The sequence below is a fragment of the Rothia sp. P4278 genome, from assembly GCF_048512945.1.
GTDB lineage: Bacteria > Actinomycetota > Actinomycetes > Actinomycetales > Micrococcaceae > Rothia.
In genome coordinates this window covers 475,479-490,568 of the sequence record NZ_JBLXXU010000002.1, presented here as the reverse complement: position 1 = coordinate 490,568, position 15,090 = coordinate 475,479, and the positions used below count along the sequence as shown (strand labels likewise).

Below are 15,090 nucleotides of genomic sequence, written 5' to 3'. Positions count from 1 at the left end.
CCTAGAAGAGCCAAGGTTAAAGACCTAGATATTCAAGCCCATTGTGAGCCCAGAGGACTGGCCACAATGGGCTTGATGTTTATGCGGTGAAATCAACCCGGTAAAGTGGGTTCTCATGAAGGCATCATCTAGCCCCGCTAAGCTCCCCGTCAACCTCTCTCTGGCCCACAAGGTCGCTGGTTTCCTGGCCCCGGCTGGCCCCCGCGCCCAGGCCCAGGCCAAGCGTAAGGCCGTCGAAGAAATGCGGTACGCGGCGGTAGCAGCTGTAGACCATGTGTACGCCATTACCGGCCTTGAGGCGGCCGCCAACCTGCACGATTCTGAGGTTCTGGTCCTTGACCGCCCCACCTGGGTTAAAGCTAATACCCAATCCTTTGACGTGATGCTGGGCCCGATTGCCCAGGAGGTACTGGGAGAGCGACTGTCCCGCCTATCGAGCCTTGAACAGGCCTTCACTGAGACCGGTGGAGCAGCCGAGCTAGGTGGCGTCTTGGCTTTTCTTTCGACCCGTGTGCTGGGCCAGTACGACCCCTTTGCCGCTCTTGCCGGGCACGGGCCAAGCGGCGGCCGCCTGATGATCGTAGCGCCCAACCTGATGATGCTGGAAAAAGAGCTGAACCTTGACCCGGCAGATTTTAGGCTCTGGGTTGCTCTGCACGAGCAGACCCACCGGGTTCAGTTTGCTGCCGCCCCCTGGCTCCGCGACTATCTGCTCAACCTCATTCACCAGCTGGGGCATGAGCTGGGCCAAGCGACCGATAACCTGCCCGAGCGGATTGCCTCCGCCGCCACCGGCACGGTGCGTAGCATGAAAGAACACCAGGCCCCTGGGGAAGGCAAGGAACCCCGCCCCGCCGGGGCCACCCTGCTTCTGAGCGACCGGGGGCGTGAGCTCATGGAGGCAGTAACCGGTGTGATGAGCCTGATGGAAGGCCATGCCAATGTGGTGATGGACTCGGTCGATGCCAGCATCGTCCCCAGCGTCAAGACAATTCGCCGCCGCTTTGAACAGCGGAGCAAGAACCAGGGTTTCTTCCCGCGTTTTATGAGCAAACTTCTGGGTATGGATGCCAAGCTGGCCCAGTACAAGAACGGGCAGAAGTTTGTGCAGGCTCTTGTTGACCGGGTGGGTATGGACAGCTTCAACCGTATCTGGGAGGGCCCCGAGAACCTGCCCACGGTCAAAGAAATTCATGAGCCTATGCTCTGGGTTGAGCGGGTCCTTGGGCAGGAGACTAAGGCTGATGGCCAAGATGCGTAAGAGCCGCCTGAACCCGGTGGTGGGGGCCGCCCGCCGCGAAGTGGCCCGCGTCCTCGACAGTATTTTTGGTGTAGGCACAGTTGCACCCACCGGTAGTGCACCGTCTACCGGCACTGAAAACGCCCCCCTTATCCTTGCCGCTGTGAGTGGTGGCCCCGACTCCTTGGCTCTGGCTAGCCTGCTGGCGCATTTCAACCGGCGGGGCGATATCCGGGTGGGGGCTATCGTGGTAGATCACCAGCTTCAAGCCGGCTCAGCGGAGGTCGCCGCAGACACCGCCCAGACACTAACAGGTATGGGCTTGAACCCGGTACTGGTGCGTACCGTTCAGGTAGCAGAGAGTAAGGAAGGCCCCGAGATGGCCGCCCGCCTAGCCCGCTACGGCGCCTTTAAAGAGGCTGCCGCTGAAACCGGCGCTGGGGCCATAGCCCTGGGGCATACTCTCGACGATCAGGCTGAAACTGTTTTGCTGGGTCTAGCCCGGGGCTCCGGAACCCGTTCCCTGGCGGGTATGCCTGTCTGGCGGCAGGACGGAGGCACCGGCTACCTGCGCCCCCTGCTGGCCCTGCGCCGGGCAGATATCGATCAGATTTGCCGGGCTGAGGGGCTAGAACCCTGGAATGACCCCACCAACACAGACCAGAGTTTGATGCGGGCTAAGGTACGGCACAGTATTCTGCCCTACCTTGAAGAGCACCTGGGCGGTGGTGTTGCCCTTTCCCTGGCGCGAACCGCCGCAATCACCGGTGCAGATAGCAACTACCTGGACCGGGCCGCCCGCCAGGCCCTGGATAGCGTACTGGTGAGAGCAGAGGAACTAGCGCCTACCCCCCAAGAACTTGACCAGCGGCTAGCACCGGCACTGGCTGCGCCCCTAGACGGCTCCCACCGGTGTGTCTTCCTTGACCGGGCTAGTCTGGCCGATCTGCACCCAGCCCTGCGTACCCGCGTCCTAGCCCTGGCTCTGGCGCAGGCTGGGGGCCAGTCCGTTAGTTTTGAGCGCTTGGCCGCCCTAGAAACCTTCACCCGGGAACATTCTGTGGCAGGGCCACTCCAGCTCCCTGGCCACGTTAAGGCTTATCGCCGCCGCCCCGGCCTTACCCTCAAGCGGGGACGACAAGAAATAAACCTCAAGAAAACCGGCCTCATCGTTTTACTCAACACCGCCCCATAAACCATACTTAAGAGTGAACGTATGCCTTACCCAATCCCCACGGTAGGGTACTTTCCTCTTTTACCCCAGCAGAAAGATCAACTGTGGACGCACTCGATGTACAGAAAGACATTAAGCACGTTCTCTTCACCAAAGAAGAGATCGACGCCAAAATCAAGGAGCTAGCCGCTCAGATTGATAAGGACTACCAAGGGCGGGACGTCCTGCTCGTTGGCGTGCTTAAGGGTGCCATTATGGTAGTTGCTGATCTTTCGCGCGCTCTCAAAGCTCACTACACCATGGACTGGATGGCAGTCTCCTCCTACGGTTCGGGCACCAAGTCCTCAGGTGTGGTCCGTATTCTCAAAGATCTGGATACCGACTTGACCGGCCGCGATGTGCTTATCGTTGAGGACATCATCGACTCGGGCCTAACCCTCAAATGGCTCCAACAGAACCTGGTCTCTCGCGGCGCTTCCTCCGTGGAAATCTGCACTCTGCTCCGCAAGCCCAAGAGCGTGAAGACCGATGTTGAGGTCAAGTACGTTGGCTGGGATATCGAACCTGAGTTCGTGGTGGGTTATGGCCTGGACTTTGCTGAGCGTTACCGCAACCTTGATTGCATCGTAACCCTGGCACCCCACGTCTACTCCTAAGAGCTAAGGGGAGCTTCAGGTCAGGGGCGGAGGCTCACACTCCGCCCCTGACCTGTACCCGGGAGCTTGCCCCCTTTAGCCCTGAGGTGAAAAATCAGAGCTAGGGAGCAAGCAGCCGGTAAGTTTAGGTACATTAGATAGGTCTGAGGCTCACTGCACCCAAAAACCGGGGTGCAGAGCAACCAAAGTTGCGGGGGGATTCAAGCAACCCCCGCACCATCATGTGTGGAAGGCGCGGCTGTGCAGAAAACGGATAACACCCCTGACCCCAAGCAAAAGGGGTTCTTCGGCAAGCTCATTTCTGGGCCCTGGTTCTGGGTTCTCATGGCTTTGCTGATCGCTGTTCCTATGCTGTTTGCCAATTCCATGGCAGCATCATCGCGCGTTGACACCAACGTTGGTATTGGCCTGCTGAACGACCACAAGGTAGTCAGCGCCAAAATTTATGACGGCGACCAGCGCGTTGACCTGGAACTCAAAGATGACTACGTCAATGCTGCTGGTGATAATCAGGGTAAGTCGGTGAGCTTCTACTATGTTGCCCCCCGAGCCGCAGATGTCATTACAGCTATGGATGATGCCTCACTTGAGTCCTACACCGACCAGCCGGTACAGACTAACTGGTTTACCTCCACACTCTCCCTGATTCTGCCCTTTGTCATCATGGTGGGCCTTTTCTGGCTCATCATGTCCCGTATGGGCGGCGGCAGCTCACAGATTATGAACTTCTCCAAATCGCGCGCTAAGAAGTTCAACAAAGATAACCCCACCGTCCGCTTCGCCGATGTCGCAGGCGTGGACGAGGCCCTGGCCGAACTCGAAGAGGTCCGCGAATTCCTGGCCGAACCCGAGAAGTTCACCCGCCTGGGTGCAAAAATCCCCAAGGGCGTTCTGCTCTACGGCCCTCCCGGTACCGGTAAGACCCTGCTCGCTAAAGCAGTTGCGGGCGAAGCCGGTGTGCCCTTCTACTCCATCTCCGGCTCCGACTTCGTTGAAATGTTCGTGGGTGTGGGTGCCTCGCGTGTGCGGGACCTTTTCAAGGAAGCCAAGACCAACAAGGCCGCCATTATCTTTGTGGACGAAATCGACGCTGTAGGCCGCCAGCGCGGCATCGGCATGGGTGGCGGTAACGACGAGCGTGAGCAGACCCTCAACCAGCTCCTAGTTGAGATGGACGGTTTCGACGGTAGCTCCAACGTCATCGTTATTGCGGCAACCAACCGCCCCGACGTTCTTGACCCCGCCCTGCTGCGCCCTGGCCGTTTCGACCGCCAGGTAGGGGTTGACGCCCCCGACCTTAAGGGTCGCCAACGAATCCTGGAAGTGCACGCCGCAGGTAAGCCTATCGACCGCCGCGTAGAGCTGGCCTCCGTCGCTAAGCGCACACCCGGCTTCACCGGTGCAGACCTGGCAAACGTCATGAACGAAGCCGCCCTGCTTACCGCCCGCGACGGCGGGAACGTCATTGACGAGCGCGCCATCGACGAGGCCATTGACCGTGTCATGGCTGGCCCCCAGCGATCCTCACGCATCATGAAGGAGCACGAACGCAAGGTCACCGCCTACCACGAAGGCGGCCACGCCCTAGTCGCGGCGGCCCTACGTAACTCAGCCCCGGTCACCAAGATTACGATTCTTCCCCGTGGCCGTGCCCTGGGCTACACCATGGTCATGCCCCAGGACGACAAGTACTCCACCACTCGCAACGAGCTACTGGATCAGATGGCCTACGCCATGGGTGGCCGTGCAGCCGAAGAAATTGTCTTCCACGACCCCTCCACCGGCGCCTCCAACGACATTCAGAAGGCCACCGATACCGCCCGCAAGATGGTCACCGAATACGGTATGAGCACCAAGGTAGGCTCCGTGCGCCTGGTCGCCAAGGAATCCGACCCCTTCCTGGGTGGTGGCTCCGGTGGCGGCAACCAGCACTCCGACCAGCTGGCCTTTACCGTTGACCAGGAGGTTCACGACCTGCTCTCTATGGCTCACGATGAGGCCCACGAAATCCTCATGGAGAACCGTGACGTGCTGGATACCCTGGCTTACGCCCTACTCGAGCGCGAAACCCTGCTAGAGAACGAAATCGCCGAAATCTTCAAGGATGTCCGCAAGCGCCCCGAGCGCGCCCAGTGGCTGTCCAAGGAGAACCGCGAAATCTCAACCCTCCCCCCGGTCCTGGCCCCGAGCGAACGTGAAGCCGCCGAGCAGGCTAAGGCAGAGAACACCCCTGAGCAGGGCGAAACTGCTGAGCCCGCAGACCAGCAGGGTATCGTCCAGCAGCCCGTAGTTGACCCTATGGAACCCGGCAACCCGCACCCCGGTGCCGCTGGCCCCGACGGCAACCCAGATATCGACCCCTTGGGTGGCAATCGCTCATGGCAGTAGACCAACCGCGTATTGAAGCAGCCGTCCGTGAAATCCTCCTTGCCATCGGTGAGGACCCTGAGCGTGATGGCCTGCTTGAAACCCCGGCACGCGTGGCTAGGGCCTACGAGGAAATGTTCTCTGGCCTGCACCAGGATGCCGGTCAGCTCCTGAGCACCACTTTCGATATCGACCATTCCGAGCTGGTCCTGGTCAAGGACATTCCTTTCTACTCCACCTGCGAGCACCACCTGGTTCCTTTCTACGGGACCGCCCACATCGGCTATATTCCCGGTGGCGACGGTAAAGTTACCGGCCTATCTAAGCTGGCCCGCCTGGTCGATCTGTACGCCAAGCGCCCGCAGGTACAGGAGCGGCTGACAACTCAGGTCATTGAGGCACTGGTTGAACACCTGAACCCCGCCGGGGCTATCGTAGTTATGCAGGCTGAGCACATGTGCATGTCCATGCGTGGGGTGCGCAAGCCTGGCGCTAAGACCGTGACGAGTGCGGTGCGCGGTGCTCTACGTGACCCTGCCACTCGTGCTGAGGCGATGAGTTTAATGAACGCTTCGTAGGCTTTTATAGAGCTCAATACCGTTCCTGCCAACACCCTTAAACGCCAGCCCCGAGCCAGTTGGCGGGAACGGTATTGAGCTTGAGACGGCACCAACCCTCCCCCCCACACACCCTTAAGCGCCAGCCCCGAGCCAGTTAGCGGCTATAGCAAGCCCTCGTAACTTAGCCCAAGTAGCCATTGAACCAGGCACCGGTGATAGAGCCGGTGCCTTTCTTTCTGCTTTTAGACCGGGTGCACAGTGTTACGCTGAAACCATGACTCTTCCCCACGCCCACGGCTCCTTTGAGAACCTGCCCACTGACCGCACCCTGATTATGGGGATTCTTAACGTAACCCCCGATTCTTTCTCGGACGGGGGGCTTTACGACGACCCCGCCGCCGCTGTTGGCCACGCCCGCAAACTGGTAGCCCAGGGGGCAGACCTCATCGATATTGGCGGTGAATCGACCCGCCCCGGCGCTATTCGTGTACCTCTGGCCGAGGAACAGCGCCGCGTCCTACCTGTGGTCGAAGCCCTGGTTGCCGAGGGCATTGTCATGTCCGTGGACACCCTCAACCCCGAGACCGCACGAGCTGCCGTTGAAGCCGGTGCGCATATCATCAACGATGTTGCGGGCATGAGCCTGCGTGAGGATATGGTGTCCACCGTAGCCGAATTGGGTGTGCCCTACATTCTGATGCACGCGCGCGGCACCTCCCAGAACATGGATACCCAAGCCACCTACACCAATGTGGTTGAGGAAGTGCTGGGGGAGCTCTTTGTGCTGCGTGAGCGTCTACTAGCCGGGGGAGTAGCACCAGAGAACATCATTCTTGACCCCGGCCCTGGTTTTGCCAAGCAGGGGGATCAGAACTGGCAGGTTCTAGCGGCCACCGAGCAACTGGCCGAGCAGGGGCACAGGGTACTGGTTGCTGGTTCTCGCAAACGCTTTATCGCCCGCCTTCTGCAGGAACTCGACGCTGCCACAAACGGGCTAGACCTAGAAAAAGTGACCGAACGGTCGGCTACCGAACGGGACATCGCTTCTGCCGCTCTTTCCCTCTTGGCTGCCGATGCTGGTGCCTGGGCTGTACGTGTTCATGATGTGCAGGCAACAGCCGATGCGCTGGCCGTACGAACCGCCTGGTTAGAGGCAACACGAGGTAGCTAAAAGCACAGAATAAGGCCTGACATAGAGTCGTCATATATAAAAATGTATATGTGACTTTAAGCGCTTTAGGGTGGCCTGCGCGCTGGGTGCGGTTAGGTTTATAGCCCTTGAAAAATGGGGCATCTAGCGCCTCTAGGCCTACCTTGTGCAGATCAAGCCCGTCCTCCGGTGCCCTCCCCGCAGGGTGCATAATTGCAGACAAAAGCGCCGGCGCTTTTCTGAGTCGGCGGCTACTTTCGGTGAAAGGTACCCATGCAAGATCAGAGCTCTTCGTGTGCAACTGTTCGGGACTATTCGCGCGCCGACCGTATTACCCTCACCGGCGTCGGTGGAGTGGGCTATCACGGGGTACTTGAGTCAGAGAAACAGACGGGGCAGCCCTTCTTCGTTGATGTCACCATGTTCACCGATTTCACCCGGGCAGCAGCTACCGACGATGTTGCCCACACCGTTAACTACGCAGAAGTAGCGGAGACGATTAGAGCTGTCATCACCGGTGAGTCGCTCGACTTGATTGAGACACTAGCCGAACAGCTGGCCCGAACAATCCTAGAACAGTTCCCTCTGCTCGCTGTTGAACTGACCGTACATAAACCGAAGGCTCCCATCGAAGTGACCTTCGCCGATGTTTCGGTCACGATTTTTAGGGAGAATAATGCCCGTTAAAGCTATCCTTGCCCTGGGGTCAAACCTGGGGGACAGTGAAGAAACTCTGGTGCGGGCTATTGCCGATATCTGCTCCCACGAAAAAATTACCGTTACTAAGATTTCACCTATAGCTATTACAGCGCCTGTGGGTGGGCCAGCAGACCAAGATGACTACGCAAATATGGTTGTTGAGGTTGAAACCTCACTCAGACCCTTCCAACTTTTGGAGTACGCTCAGCAGATTGAGCAGAAGCATCACCGTGTGCGCGATGTCCGCTGGGGGCCTCGTACTCTTGACATAGACATTATTGATATTGCCTCTATTCAGATGGATGATCCTGAGCTGACCCTGCCTCACCCGCGGGCTGCTGAGAGGGCTTTTGTCCTAGAACCCTGGGCTCGTATGGATCCTGATGCGCTTCTGCTGGGCGAACCTGTACGGGATCTAGCTGACCGCGCTGAGGATATTGGGGGGATCCGCGAATTCCATCCTGCACCGGTGGTGTGCCTATGAAGCTGAGGAGCCGGGCACTTGCCCTCACCTTCGCCCTAGGGGTTTTGACAGGTTCGGTTTTTAACCTCTTGAGCATCAAGATGGGGGGCCGTGAGCTATCCCTACCCGCCCTTATTGTGCTGGTTTGCCTCATTGTAGGCACGGTGGCCCTGTACTGGGGCCGCCAGGTTGCTCAATACAGCCGGGTCGAAACCCGTAATCAGGCAACTAACATGACCCCGCTCTTTGCGGCTCGGGTCGCTGTTTTCGCTCAGGCTATGGCTCTGACCGGGGCGCTCATGATGGGCTGGCAGGTAGCGATTTTGGTCTATCAGTTGGGTTTAACCGGGGCTCGTGCCACCTGGTCACCCCTGGTCGATACTCTGTGTGCCCTAGCCGGTGGGCTCATTCTCTTGGTGTGCGGAATCCTTGTTGAGAACTGGTGCAAGATTCCGCCGAACGACGACGAACCCGGAGGCGGACTAACAGAGGCTGCCCCACAGCCAGGTCCCCTGGGCCGCACTAGCGATAAAACGTAGACTGTAGGGGGAATGGGGTCGGTTTATGGCCCCTTCCGCAGGTTTGACTCTGATGCAACCGAGGCAGAAAAGGGTGGTATAAGCATGGACGATATCTCGTGGACTCAGCCTTCCCCTAACCGGGCAGAGCAAAAGCTCTTCAGCCCGACCTTGCCTCCCTTGGATCTGGACGGCGCTGGCCGGGGTGTTAGTACCCTGCCGGAGGTCTCCTGGAAAGGTGTTTCTACCCGTTATGTTCGGGTGCGTCTGATAGCCCGCCTAATATGGTCTCTTGGGCTGACAGGAGCTGCTTTCTTACCGTTAGTTTTTACCCGGTTTCTGGGCTGGTGGGACTGGCCTCTCTGGCTGTCTTACCTGCTTCCTGCTCTGGTTCTTGCCCTGAACATCTGGCTCACTCTTCTGGTTAAAGGGCAGGTGCTGGCGCTTGGTTACAGCGAACGTCAGGACCATCTGCTGGTGCGGCGGGGCCTGATGTTCCGTTCGGTGACCGCTATACCCTATGGGCGCATCCAGTATATTGATGTGACTTCCGGCCCTATCCTCAACACCCTGAACCTAGCAAATGTAGAGGTGCGGACTGCGGCCAACAGCACCACCGTCCCCGGGCTAGACCGTACGATTGCGGAGAACCTACGCGAGGTCCTGACCGACCTGTCCGATGCCAAGATGGTTGGTCTCTAATGGCAGAGTCGCGCACAGAGCATACAGAGCATACAGAGCATACAGAGCATACAGAGCATACAGAGCATACAGAGCAACAGGGGGAGCCTAAACCCGTGAAGCTGGTCTGGCAGCGTGCTCACCCGCTATCCCCTCTGGTGAAGGCCTGGCTGCTTATCTTTATCTTCTTCTTTACCATTGGGCGTCATGCGGTGGAAAGCCTGCTGTCGGGGGAATTTGATGCTGACCCCAGCGCCCGCCTTAAGAGTGGGCCCCCTGACACGGCGCTTTTTGCCTGGACCGCTGTCTTTGGCACCTACTGGTATCTTGCGGCCCTGCTGGCTCTCTTTCTAATTTTCTTTATCCCCATGATGAGCCAGTGGTTCTTCTACCGTTTTGCGGTGGATGGGCAGAACCTCTATCTCAAGAGCGGGGCAATTTTCCGCACCGAACGAAAAGCACGGTTGGATAGGGTGCAGTCTATTGACGTCAACCGTCCCTTTGCGGCTCGTCTGCTGGGGCTGGCAGAGCTTAAGTTTGATGTGGCCGATGGTGATTCCTCTGCTCTCAAGGTTGAGTATCTGAGCTACCGCCGTGCCCGTCAGCTTCGTGATGAGCTCTTAGCTCAGGTTGGCTCCCTCAAAGCTCCTGCCCAGACTGTAGCCGGTGAAGCCGCTACTCTCCCTGCGCAGGGGGAGAAGCACCTTTCTGAGCCTTTAGTCCAGCACCTGACCGAGAATTTTATGGGTCTTACAGATGAGGATGAACGCCTTATTGTTAAAGTGCCTCTGGGCCGCCTGATTGGTTCCCTGGTTTTTAACTTTGGTTGGGGGCTGGGTCTGCTTATTGGCATAGGCCTAAGCGCATTTATGGTATCAGCTGACTGGGGTATCGGCACTATCATTACGTCTAATCTTGCTGTGATTCTGGGCGTTTTCGCGGGAGCTTTGAAGCGGTTGAATACCGGCTTTAACTTTTCGCTGTCTACGAGTTCTAGCGGCTTGAAGACCCGTTATGGCCTGTGGGACACCACCACGCAGACCCTGCCGGCTGGTAGGGTCCAGCGCCTGCAGGTGGAGCAGCCTTTCCTCTGGCGGTTTTTCGGCTGGTATCGGGTTAGGGTGACGCTGGCGGGTAAAAGCGAATTGGATGAACAGGCTACCGGTGAGCTTTTGCCGGTGGGCACCTTTGACGATGTTCTTGCTATTGTCCAGCTTATTCTGCCTGCTTTGAGCCAGGGTGGAGTATCCATTGGGCATCTGCGTGAAGGCTTGGGCGCTCTTGAGGGCCGTGCTGGTTTTACGGTTTCTCCTGCTTCGGCTCGTGTTTTTGACTGGTTTACTTACCGGTATAACGATTTCTTGCAGACTCCTGAGTTCTTGCTGGTTCGTTCGGGTCGGTGGCATCGGCGGTTTGGCATGGTGCCTCATAGGAAAATCCAGGGGGTTGCTTTGCGGCAGGGGCCCTGGCAAAGGCGTCTAGGTCTTGCCCACCTAGAGGTGTCGGTGGCGGGGAGTGCCTTAGGGACACGCGTATCTCACCTTGATGCAGAGGTCGCGCGAGCCTTGCTGGTTCGTCAATCCCAGCTTGCTGTGCTTGAGCGCATGTAGAGTGTATATTCATGAGCGAACAATCCTTACTTATGGATCGGGCGGCCAAGTCATACCGTGATAACTTCATTTTTTCGGAGATATCCGTGACCTTTGAGCCGGGTACCTACTCCACTCTGGTCGGCCCCAACGGTTCGGGTAAATCGACCTTTATGAGTTGCCTGCTTCAGCAGGAAGAATTGACTGAGGGGCATGTGGTCCTGGATGGACAGCCTATTACTTCAGCTTCTCCAGAGTTTCGCCTGCAGGTTTTTGGTATCAATGATTCTGTGGGTTGGCTACCCGGAGTGACGGTGGGCCAGCACCTTGAGATGATTGCCTCCCAGGGGCCTGCTCTTGCCCAGGAGCTGGGGTTTGACCCTGCACAACTGCTGAGCGCGCGTGATGCCCTTGAAGAGCTAGGTGTACCCCAAGCCTACGACAGGGAGGCCTTCACCCTAAGCTCTGGCCAGGAACAGCGTTCTAAACTGGCCTCCTTGCTGGTGCGTCCAGCCCGCTATTACTTCCTGGACGAGCCAGAAAAACGCCTTGATAGGCGGGGTATTGAGTGGGTGGCCGCCTGGGCACAGGAACAAACCGCCCAAGGCCGGGCTGTCTGCCTAGCTACCCACGAACCCAGCCTTAATATGCTCCCCGGAACCCGTAAGCTCACCTTCCCCCTGCTCTTAGATGAGTCCCATGAAAACTAAAATCACCGACAGGTTTGTTGATCTCTACAACCTGAGCTTTTACCTGCTGGTGATGCTAGCGCTGGTGGGCTCAATCTCGTACGCCCTCAAACAGCTCAGGGGCCACTACCTCTACTTCACGCTCAATGACGCTCAGGCTCCCGGCTTTTTCCTGGGTGCCCTGCTTATAGTGGTGGCCGCCTTCGTGACCGTTCTGGGCTTACTGGGCCCGGTAGCTTACTCACCCTCCCAGCTTTTCTGGCGCTATTCCGGTCTTATCCCTGCCAGCAAGAACCCCTGGAAACAACCTGCCATGTGGGGTGCCCTGGGGCTATGGGCGCTGGTAGTGACATCATTTGCCATCATTTTTACGCCCCTAACACCCCCGCAGCTCTGTGCAGTGCTAACTGCTGCCTGCCTGTATGGTGCTGTGCTGGTTCACGGAGCAATCGGTGTTCAGGCCAGCGGGCACTGGCGGCTACTGGCAGGCTGGGGCGTTCTAGCTTTAGTAACCGGTCTGGGACTGGTCCTTGCGACCACCTGTGATTTACTACCCGGCTACGACCCCACAAGTACGGCCCAGCTCTGCGCGGCGGGAATCTTGGGTAGCGGCTTTCTGGGCGCGCTGGCCTATGGTCTTGCCGGTACCAGAACGAACCTGACCTGGTACGCCCTCACCAGCGCTTACGGGCGTAGCGCTATCCTCTTTCAGGGGCTCCGCAACCTGGGCGGGGCAGACGGCTACCGCTACTACGGCTCCCAGAGTGTACGGTTCAGAAGGCGGGTGCTCTCGGCTCGCCCACTCCTGCTGTCTTTGGCTGCTTTAGCTGATAGCACCGGCCCTTTCTTCCTCATCCTTGTTCTCACCATTCCCTTCGCTATCCTGGGTGGAGTTGCCCTGGGGCAGGCTGGTGCCAGTGTGGTAATTGCAGTTGGGGCCTGGATGGTGGCAAGCCTCTACCGCTGGCTGACCCGCGAGTGGGCGGCCAACCTTCCCCTGCGCGGCTGGCTCTCAGCGCCCTACTTTTCTACCGTCCTGGGCTTTGCCGGAGGAGCCACCCTTGCGGCTTCCTGCTATGTTCTGGTGATGGCTCTGGTCTTCCAGCTGCCGCTACTTTCTGCCCTGACCGGTTTTATCTTTGGCCTAGCTACCGCACTCGGTGAACACAACCCACCCTTGACCTATAACTACGACCTGGTCATAACCCTGCCTGAGGGGCTGGTTATCCCTATTGAACCGGCCTCTGCACTTTTCCGTGTGATGCTGGAGATTCTCTCGGTAAGTCTGCTTTTAGGGATTGGTAAGCCTTGGGCTGTTCTTATCCCGCTAGGTATTCTGGGTTCTCGCCTCTACGAGCACTACCGCAAGGGCCACCCCGCACACTAGACTTCGGCAGGTAGACTGGGCAGGTCAGTGTCATCGGCAGAAAGAAAGACCATGAACAGCCCCATTAGACCGGCCCGCCTCAAGATCGGTCTTATCAGCGCCGGCAAAGTCGGTGCGGTACTGGGCGCGGCACTGCGGTCAGCCGGCCACACCATCGCCGGCCTTCACGCGGTTTCTGAAGCCTCCCGCACCCGGGCCGATGCCCTGCTTCCCGGGGTTCCCGTGCTGACCGTCCCCGAAATTATCGAGCAGAGCGAAGTAATCCTGCTAGCAGTTCCCGATGATGCCCTCCCCGGCCTTGTCACAGGAATAGCCCAGATAGACGGTTGGCGTAGCGGCCAAATCCTGATTCACACCTCGGGCCGCCACGGTACAAACGTCCTGGCCCCGGCAACAGCCCAGGGCGCTATCGGTCTTGCCATTCACCCGGCCATGACCTTTACCGGGCTTTCCCTTGACCTGGCGCGGCTGAACTCCACCAGCTTCGGGGTGACTGGCCCAGCCCCCTTCCTTCCCATTGCCCAGGCGCTCGCCGTTGAGATGGGTGGGGAACCCGTCATCATTGCTGAGGGGGACCGGCCGCTCTACCACGCGGCCTTAGCCCACGGCGCTAATCACCTGGTAACAGTCACCGGCCAGGCACTCCAAATTCTGAGTTCTATAGGTATTGAAAATCCCGCCCGCTATATTGAGCCGCTCCTGAGGGCCTCCCTGGATAACGCTCTTGCCTCGGGGGAGAACGCCCTGACTGGCCCAGTAGTTCGGGGTGACGCTCATACCGTTGCGGCACATGCCCAGACTTTGGCAAACTATGCCCTGGAAGAAGGCGCAGAAGATATTCCTACTGCCTACCTTGCCCTAGCCAAGGCGACTGCCCAGAGAGCATACACTCGCGGGGCACTAACTCAAGAGCAGTACCATAGTGTCTTGAGTGCACTTGCCGGGTAAACTGGGAGAGCGCAAAAAACCGAAAGGAAACCTCGCCACCGTGACGAGCCAAATCCCCATCGCACACACTATCTCCGATCTCGCCCGTGAAATGCTTCTTTCTATGACCACGGCAACAGCACAGGTTGAGAAAAATGGAGCCGCAAAGTCTAAGAAGAAACTCAGCGTTGGCTACGTAGCCACCATGGGGGCCCTCCATGAGGGGCACGCCACCCTGATTCGTCGTGCCCGTGAACAGAACGATCTTGTTGTTCTCTCGATTTTTGTGAACCCCCTTCAGTTCGGTCCCGGTGAAGATTTTGAGCATTACCCTAGGACCCTTCAAGCAGATGCTGAGCTAGCCGCTCAGGCAGGGGTTGACGTAATTTTCGCTCCTCAGGTAGAAGATATCTACCCCGGCGGCAATCCGAAAATTACCGTCTCGTCGGGCAAGCTGGGCACCCTCTTTGAAGGGAAAACCCGCCCCGGGCACTTCGACGGTGCCTTGACTGTTGTCAATAAGTTCTTCAATATCCTTAAGCCCATGGTGGGGCAGGCTACCCTCAAGGCGTACTTTGGGCAGAAGGACGCCCAGCAGCTGGCTCTGATACAGCGCATGGTCAAAGATTTCAACCACGAGGTTGTTATTAAGCCTGTGCCGATTGTGCGTGCCGATGACGGTTTGGCGCTATCCTCCCGAAATCAGTACCTGAGCGCCGAAGAACGCGAATCTGCTCTGGTGCTCTCCCGCACTCTGGCTACCCTGCGTGAGCAGTACATCACCGGGGCTTTCTCTCCGGAGCAGGTTGAGCGGGCCCGCCAAACGATTGATAAGACCGACGGTGTCCGCCTGGACTACCTCGAAGTAGTCGATACTGACACCTTTGAGGCCCCCCTTGATGAGAGCGGACGTGTCCTAGCGCTCGTAGCTGCCTACGTAGGCAATACCCGCCTCATCGATAACATGGAAATCAACTAAGAATCTTTTAT

15 protein-coding genes are annotated in these 15,090 nt (G+C 58.2%); all 15 read left to right on the top strand.

Features of this window, described 5'->3' with window-relative positions:
* The first annotated feature begins 115 nt into the window (after positions 1-115).
* Entirely contained in the window at positions 116-1,261 is a 1,146-nt protein-coding gene (locus ACN085_RS06310) for a zinc-dependent metalloprotease (protein WP_419110945.1), read from the top strand.
* Positions 1,245-2,435, top strand: a complete 1,191-nt coding sequence (tilS, locus tag ACN085_RS06305; RefSeq protein WP_419110944.1) for a tRNA lysidine(34) synthetase TilS — start codon at positions 1,245-1,247, stop codon at positions 2,433-2,435. Before ACN085_RS06310 ends, tilS begins: the two co-directional genes overlap by 17 nt.
* Before the next feature lie 83 nt (positions 2,436-2,518).
* Complete coding sequence (hpt, locus tag ACN085_RS06300; protein ID WP_419099011.1) at positions 2,519-3,070, top strand: hypoxanthine phosphoribosyltransferase; 552 nt, start codon at positions 2,519-2,521, stop codon at positions 3,068-3,070.
* Between the two features lie 324 nt (positions 3,071-3,394).
* Positions 3,395-5,458: an ATP-dependent zinc metalloprotease FtsH gene (gene ftsH, locus ACN085_RS06295; protein WP_419111051.1), complete on the top strand. Its 2,064-nt coding sequence runs from the start codon at positions 3,395-3,397 to the stop codon at positions 5,456-5,458.
* Entirely contained in the window at positions 5,449-6,015 is a 567-nt protein-coding gene (gene folE / locus ACN085_RS06290) for a GTP cyclohydrolase I FolE (RefSeq protein WP_419099012.1), read from the top strand. The genes ftsH and folE overlap by 10 nt, the downstream gene beginning before the upstream one ends.
* Before the next feature lie 256 nt (positions 6,016-6,271).
* Positions 6,272-7,168, top strand: coding sequence for a dihydropteroate synthase (gene folP / locus ACN085_RS06285; RefSeq protein WP_419110943.1), 897 nt, complete (start codon positions 6,272-6,274; stop codon positions 7,166-7,168).
* Positions 7,169-7,420: 252 nt separating this feature from the next.
* Positions 7,421-7,834, top strand: a complete 414-nt coding sequence (folB, locus tag ACN085_RS06280; protein ID WP_419110942.1) for a dihydroneopterin aldolase — start codon at positions 7,421-7,423, stop codon at positions 7,832-7,834.
* Complete coding sequence (gene folK / locus ACN085_RS06275) at positions 7,824-8,330, top strand: 2-amino-4-hydroxy-6-hydroxymethyldihydropteridine diphosphokinase (RefSeq protein ID WP_419099015.1); 507 nt, start codon at positions 7,824-7,826, stop codon at positions 8,328-8,330. Before folB ends, folK begins: the two co-directional genes overlap by 11 nt.
* Entirely contained in the window at positions 8,327-8,848 is a 522-nt protein-coding gene (locus ACN085_RS06270) for a DUF3180 domain-containing protein (protein ID WP_419110941.1), read from the top strand. Before folK ends, ACN085_RS06270 begins: the two co-directional genes overlap by 4 nt.
* A gap of 12 nt (positions 8,849-8,860) precedes the next feature.
* Complete coding sequence (locus tag ACN085_RS06265; protein WP_419110940.1) at positions 8,861-9,529, top strand: PH domain-containing protein; 669 nt, start codon at positions 8,861-8,863, stop codon at positions 9,527-9,529.
* A complete protein-coding gene (locus tag ACN085_RS06260) occupies positions 9,529-11,118 on the top strand; it encodes a PH domain-containing protein (protein WP_419110939.1) in 1,590 nt (529 codons plus the stop codon). Before ACN085_RS06265 ends, ACN085_RS06260 begins: the two co-directional genes overlap by 1 nt.
* 11 nt (positions 11,119-11,129) lie before the next feature.
* Entirely contained in the window at positions 11,130-11,807 is a 678-nt protein-coding gene (locus tag ACN085_RS06255) for an ABC transporter ATP-binding protein (protein WP_419104166.1), read from the top strand.
* Positions 11,797-13,173 carry a hypothetical protein gene (locus ACN085_RS06250; RefSeq protein ID WP_419110938.1) on the top strand — a complete coding sequence of 459 codons (1,377 nt, stop codon included), beginning with the start codon at positions 11,797-11,799 and terminating at the stop codon, positions 13,171-13,173. The genes ACN085_RS06255 and ACN085_RS06250 overlap by 11 nt, the downstream gene beginning before the upstream one ends.
* A 51-nt stretch (positions 13,174-13,224) precedes the next feature.
* Entirely contained in the window at positions 13,225-14,121 is an 897-nt protein-coding gene (locus ACN085_RS06245) for a Rossmann-like and DUF2520 domain-containing protein (protein WP_419110937.1), read from the top strand.
* A 91-nt stretch (positions 14,122-14,212) separates the two neighbouring features.
* Complete coding sequence (gene panC / locus ACN085_RS06240) at positions 14,213-15,079, top strand: pantoate--beta-alanine ligase (protein ID WP_419111050.1); 867 nt, start codon at positions 14,213-14,215, stop codon at positions 15,077-15,079.
* Positions 15,080-15,090 lie beyond the last annotated feature (11 nt).

What these genes read in the sequence shown, in the direction of transcription:
- ACN085_RS06310 (WP_419110945.1), top strand. Translation starts at nt 116, where the DNA reads ATGAAGGCATCATCTAGCCCCGCTAAGCTCCCCGTCAACCTCTCTCTG.
- tilS (WP_419110944.1), top strand. Translation starts at nt 1,245, where the DNA reads ATGGCCAAGATGCGTAAGAGCCGCCTGAACCCGGTGGTGGGGGCCGCC.
- ftsH (WP_419111051.1), top strand. Translation starts at nt 3,395, where the DNA reads ATGGCTTTGCTGATCGCTGTTCCTATGCTGTTTGCCAATTCCATGGCA.
- folE (WP_419099012.1), top strand. Translation starts at nt 5,449, where the DNA reads ATGGCAGTAGACCAACCGCGTATTGAAGCAGCCGTCCGTGAAATCCTC.
- folP (WP_419110943.1), top strand. Translation starts at nt 6,272, where the DNA reads ATGACTCTTCCCCACGCCCACGGCTCCTTTGAGAACCTGCCCACTGAC.
- folB (WP_419110942.1), top strand. Translation starts at nt 7,421, where the DNA reads ATGCAAGATCAGAGCTCTTCGTGTGCAACTGTTCGGGACTATTCGCGC.
- folK (WP_419099015.1), top strand. Translation starts at nt 7,824, where the DNA reads ATGCCCGTTAAAGCTATCCTTGCCCTGGGGTCAAACCTGGGGGACAGT.
- ACN085_RS06270 (WP_419110941.1), top strand. Translation starts at nt 8,327, where the DNA reads ATGAAGCTGAGGAGCCGGGCACTTGCCCTCACCTTCGCCCTAGGGGTT.
- ACN085_RS06265 (WP_419110940.1), top strand. Translation starts at nt 8,861, where the DNA reads ATGGGGTCGGTTTATGGCCCCTTCCGCAGGTTTGACTCTGATGCAACC.
- ACN085_RS06260 (WP_419110939.1), top strand. Translation starts at nt 9,529, where the DNA reads ATGGCAGAGTCGCGCACAGAGCATACAGAGCATACAGAGCATACAGAG.
- ACN085_RS06255 (WP_419104166.1), top strand. Translation starts at nt 11,130, where the DNA reads ATGAGCGAACAATCCTTACTTATGGATCGGGCGGCCAAGTCATACCGT.
- ACN085_RS06250 (WP_419110938.1), top strand. Translation starts at nt 11,797, where the DNA reads ATGAAAACTAAAATCACCGACAGGTTTGTTGATCTCTACAACCTGAGC.
- ACN085_RS06245 (WP_419110937.1), top strand. Translation starts at nt 13,225, where the DNA reads ATGAACAGCCCCATTAGACCGGCCCGCCTCAAGATCGGTCTTATCAGC.
- panC (WP_419111050.1), top strand. Translation starts at nt 14,213, where the DNA reads ATGCTTCTTTCTATGACCACGGCAACAGCACAGGTTGAGAAAAATGGA.